Origin of the sequence: Streptomyces bobili (assembly GCF_002154575.1) — a bacterium.
Lineage (GTDB): Bacteria > Actinomycetota > Actinomycetes > Streptomycetales > Streptomycetaceae > Streptomyces > Streptomyces bobili.
The window spans coordinates 1-4,765 of sequence record NZ_MUBA01000771.1 but is presented as its reverse complement, the minus strand read 5'-3'; the positions used below and the strand labels follow the sequence as shown (position 1 = coordinate 4,765).

At 71.8% G+C, this 4,765-nt stretch carries 2 protein-coding genes and 2 pseudogenes; all 4 read right to left on the bottom strand.

Annotated elements, in window-relative coordinates; all coding sequences use genetic code 11:
- A pseudogene (locus BZL64_RS37460) lies at window positions 1-249 on the bottom strand (ComF family protein); the annotation flags it as partial.
- 240 nt (window positions 250-489) lie between these two features.
- Window positions 490-2,319: an LpqB family beta-propeller domain-containing protein gene (locus BZL64_RS37455; protein WP_086773441.1), complete on the bottom strand. Its 1,830-nt coding sequence runs from the start codon at window positions 2,317-2,319 to the stop codon at window positions 490-492.
- Complete coding sequence (gene mtrB / locus BZL64_RS37450; RefSeq protein ID WP_244205785.1) at window positions 2,309-4,408, bottom strand: MtrAB system histidine kinase MtrB; 2,100 nt, start codon at window positions 4,406-4,408, stop codon at window positions 2,309-2,311. The genes BZL64_RS37455 and mtrB overlap by 11 nt, the downstream gene beginning before the upstream one ends.
- 2 nt (window positions 4,409-4,410) lie before the next feature.
- Window positions 4,411-4,765 (bottom strand): annotated as a pseudogene (mtrA, locus tag BZL64_RS37445) (two-component system response regulator MtrA); the annotation flags it as partial.

The window sequence follows — 4,765 nt, the reverse complement described above, 5'->3', positions numbered from 1 at the left end:
CCCGAGTGCCGCGCCGCGCTCTTTGTGGGCCAGCAGCACGGCTCGTACCTCGTCCGCGTACGGGGCTGCCGCGTGTACGGCGGGCAACCCGAGCGGCTCGGGGTTCGGCCGTACCCGGCGGGGTGTGCTGCCGTGGAGCGCGGCGCGGCACTCGGGACAGAGCACCGTGCGCGCCGTGCCGCAGCCGCCGCACTCGGCCGGGAGTACCAGGCCGGAGAGGTCGTGCCACCACCGTCGGACGCTTTCCACACGGATCACTGTGCGGGGGTGGGCGTCGGGCTGCCACCCCTGTGGAAAACGTCGGAGGCACCGCTGTGGAAAACTCGCGGAAAATCCGAAAACCACACCGCCTGCCTGCCAGCCGGTGTCAGCCCATGCCCGGCGCTGCCCTGCCCTGCACTGCGCTGCCCGGCAGCGCCCGGCAGTGTCAGGCGGACCCCGCCCCATCATCCAGGCGTCCCCCCAAGGGGCGGGCGAGGACCGGCGGCCTCAGCCCGGATAGAACGCGACCGACCCGGTCTCCTTCAGCGTCCGCCAGCCGCTGCCCCCCGGCAGCCACAGCAGGCCTTCCTTGGAGGTGGCGAAGAGCGGGGCCTCGCTGTCCTCGGAGGCGGCGATGCTGGTGACCTCGGTGAGGCCGGGGAGGGTGCCGGTCTCGGGGATGGAGCCGTCGGACTGGACGTACTGGACCTGTTCGACTCCGCCGGCTTCGCGGCCGACGACGACGAGCCGGTTCTCCCCGGCCCATGACATGGCCGTGACCTGTTCCAGGTCGGGGGTCGCGGAGCGCAGTTCCTGGACGGCGACGATGGGCCGTTCGCCGCTCGTGTCGCGTTCGATCCGTCCGATGAGCAGGGACTGCTTGCCGTTCCGGTCGACGACGAGCGCGATCCGTACGCCGTCGGCGGCGACCCGTACGGTGTTGATCCGTCCGTCGAGGCCGGGTGTGAGGACCTCCAGCGGCTCGCCGGCGCCCTTCTCCAGGAGGAGCAGGCGCGGGTCGGCGGGGTCGCGGTCGGCGACCCACAGGTCGCCCTGGCCGTCCCAGCTGGGTGTGGTCAGGCGGTCGGCCTCGGTTTTGCCCTTGCTCTGGAGGACGGGGTCGCCGAGGGAGTTGCCGGCGACGGTGGAGGTGACGTAGAGCGTCTTGCCGTCGAGGGCGACGCCTGCCGCGCTGTGCTCGTCGCGGGCCACGGCGACGGAGCGCAGGGGTTTGGTGCCGTCGCCGAGGGTGCCGGGTACGGCTTCGGAGCTGGCGCTGTCTCCGGCGTTGGTCATGCGGACCAGCCGGTGGCGGGCGTCGATGAAGTACAGGTAGTCGGGCCGGTCCTCGGCGCCGCGTTCGGCGACGGTGCCGGCCCGCTCCTCGACGAGGGAGCAGACAGGGCTGCCGCCGGCGCGTATTTCGACCTCGTCGACGGTGGGGTTGAGGCTCTGGAGGGTGAACAGCAGTTGTGCGGCCATCTCCTCGCACTTGCCGTGCCCGATGCGGGCCGCCTTGTCGTTGAGCGGCACGGTGAGCTTGTTCTGGTCGTCGGGCGCCAGTGCGGTGACGCCCTTGCTGAGGGCGGTGCCGGTGGGGAAGCTGGAGCGGACCACGGGCCGCAGCCAGCGGGTGGGCCCGTTGAGCAGGGAGTTCACCATCTGGGTCGTGGGGTCGACGCGTTCGCGGACGTAGACGGGGTCGGCGACGGCCATGGGCTGTCCGGAACGGGCGGACGTGGTGTGGGAGGCGAAGTAGTACTTGTTGAGCGACATGTAGTTGCGCTGGAAGTCCGACTTGCCCATCACGACGCCTTCGGGCAGCGAGTCGATGCGCCAGTGTCCGCTCTTCTTGTCGCGCGTGAGGTGCACCGTCTGGTCGTAGTCGCCGGAGGCGGGTGTGTAGGACTGCTGGGCGTCGATGGTGGCGACGCGGGTGCCGGTCAGCCTGAACGCGAAGTCGTCGCCGTCCTCCCTGCCGCCCGGACGGTCGGCCTGGGTGGCGGGTCCGTCCGCGAGGACGGTGGTGGACCGTTCGGGTTTCCACAGTTGCGAGGCGCTGGGGGTCAGGTACTGGCGTGCGGTCGCGTAGCCGGGGTCGTCGCTGGTCAGGGCTTCGAGGAAGCCCTGGACGATCTCGGCGGGGGGTGCGTCGTCGCGGGGCGGCAGGGCGAAGACCCGGACCTGCGTTTCCTGGCGGGGGGTGGATTCCACGCCGCGCAGGTCGCCGCTGTCGGGCATCGAGGCGCATCCCGCCAGCAGTACGACGCCACAGACGGCGTACGCCGTTCCGCGCACCGGCGTGCGCCGGCGGCCCCCCTCGCGGTCAGCGCCCACGAAATGCCTCCCCTTGCTGGTTCGCGCGGTCGGTTTCCCGGTCGGTTTCCCGGTCCGTCCCGCCGGGTGCCGCCTCGCCCCGTGCCGTCTCGCCCTGTGCCGTGTTCCTGGTGGGCCGGTCCTGCGGGCGTGCGCCGGAGGCGGGCCGGGGGACGACGCGTGCGCCGTTCCCGGGCAGTGCCGTCGGGTCGGCGGTGGGGGCCACGGTGCCCTGCCGGGGTGCGAGGGGTGCCCGGCCGGGGGATCGCCGTTCATCGGCGGGCTGGACCGGCACGGTGGCGCTCTTCTCGCTTCCGCCGCGCGGCAGGCCTGCTTCGTTGAGTCCGCGGTTTCTGCGGGAGTCCTTGGGTTCCAGGGGTATCGGTGAGCCCCGTAGGGGTTCGTCCGCGGTCCTGGGCAGGGTGAGCCGGAACTGTGAGCCGCCGCCGGGTTCGCCCCAGGCCTGGAGCCAGCCGCCGTGCAGGCGGGCGTCCTCCAGGGCGATGGACAGTCCGAGGCCGGTGCCGCCGGTGGTGCGCGCGCGGGCCGGGTCGGCGCGCCAGAAGCGGCTGAACACGCGCGTCGCCTCGCCCGGCTTGAGTCCGACGCCGTAGTCGCGGACGGCGATGGCCACGGCTCCGCCGGCGCTGGCGAGCTTGACGACGACGTCCTTGCCGTCGCCGTGTTCGACGGCGTTGACGACGAGGTTGCGCAGGACGCGTTCCACACGGCGGGCGTCTGCCTCGGCGACGACGGGCTGCAGGTCGCCGCGGACGCGTATGGACGTGCCCTTGCGTTCGGCGAGGGGTGCGGCTCCGCTGACGACGCGGCGTACGACCTCGCGCAGGTCGATGGGTTCGGCCTCGAGGGCTGCGGCGCCGGCGTCGAAGCGGCTGATCTCCAGCAGGTCGGCGAGCAGGGATTCGAAGCGGTCGAGCTGGTCGGCGAGGAGTTCCGCCGAGCGGGCGGTGACCGGGTCGAAGTCCTCGCGGGCCTCGTGGATGACGTCGGCGGCCATCCGTACGGTCGTCAGGGGTGTGCGCAGCTCGTGCGACACGTCGGACACGAACCGGCGCTGCATCCGTGACAGGTCCTCCAACTGCTGGATCTTCAGCTGGAGGTTCTGCGCCATCTTGTTGAAGGCTTCGCCGAGCCGTGCGATGTCGTCCTCGCCGGTGACCTTCATCCGTTCCTGGAGGCGTCCGGCGGAGAGCCGTTCGGCGATGCCGGCGGCCATCCGCACGGGGGTGACGACCTGCCGTACGACGAGCCAGGCGATGGCGCCGAGGAGTACGACGACGAAGAGTCCGGCGGTGGCGAGGGTGCCCCTGACGAGGCTGAGGGACTTCTCCTCCTGGGTGAGCGGGAAGAGGTAGTACAGCTCGTAGGGGTCGCCGTTGGGGTCGTCGACCCGTTTGCCGATGACGAGGGCCGGCTGGGACTCCTTGTCGCTGAGGTAGATGATGCGGGAGTACCTCTGGACGGCGCCGGTGCTGCTGTTGACGCGCTCGCGCAGGACGTCGGGGACGCTCTTGTTGGGGTCGACGGAGCCGGAGGCCCGCGGCCCGCGGCCGCCGCCGCTGTCGTCGCCGGGGGGCAGGGTGACCACGTCGAAGGCGCCCTGGCCGCCGCTGGACAGCGACAGCACGAGTTCGCTCATCCATTCGATGACGTTCTGGGAGGCGCGGCCGTCCGTGCCGTTCCCGTCGTCGGCGGCCGAGCCGACCGCTTCGTCGGCCTTCTGTTTGGCCACGGCGAAGCCGCCGGTGGCCTGGCTCTGGGCGGCGGTGACCTTGGCGTCGAGCAGCCCGTTGCGTACCTGCCCGATGACGACGAAGCCCAGCAGCAGGACGACGCCCAGTGACATCAGCAGGGTCGTGGCGACGACCTTGAGCTGGATGTTGCGCCGCCACAGCCGCATGACGGGCAGCAGCGGCCGGCGCACCCAGCGCAGCAGGAGTCGCAGGACGGGGCTGTTGCGCACGCCGCCCTGGAGGAGCCCGCCGGCGAAGAAGTGTGCGAAGCGCGATCCCGCCCGGTCCGGGCCGACAGGCCGCTCCGGACGGGCCCCGGACCGGCCGGGGGCCGAAGCGGCACTGTCCTTGGACATGGTCAGCTCGGTCCGGCCTTGTAACCGACGCCACGAACGGTCACCACGATCTCCGGCCGCTCCGGGTCCTTCTCGACCTTGGAACGCAGCCGCTGTACGTGCACGTTGACCAGGCGGGTGTCGGCGGCGTGCCGGTAGCCCCAGACCTGCTCGAGCAGCACTTCCCGCGTGAACACCTGCCAGGGCTTGCGGGCCAGCGCGACCAGCAGGTCGAACTCCAGCGGGGTCAGGGCGATCGACTGCCCCTCCCGCTTCACGGAGTGACCGGCCACGTCGATGACCAGGTCACCGATCGTGAGCTGCTCGGGAGCGGGCTCCTCGGACCTCCGCAGCCGGGCCCGGATCCGGGCGACCAGC

What these genes read in the sequence shown, in the direction of transcription:
- mtrB (WP_244205785.1), bottom strand. Translation starts at nt 4,408, where the DNA reads ATGTCCAAGGACAGTGCCGCTTCGGCCCCCGGCCGGTCCGGGGCCCGT.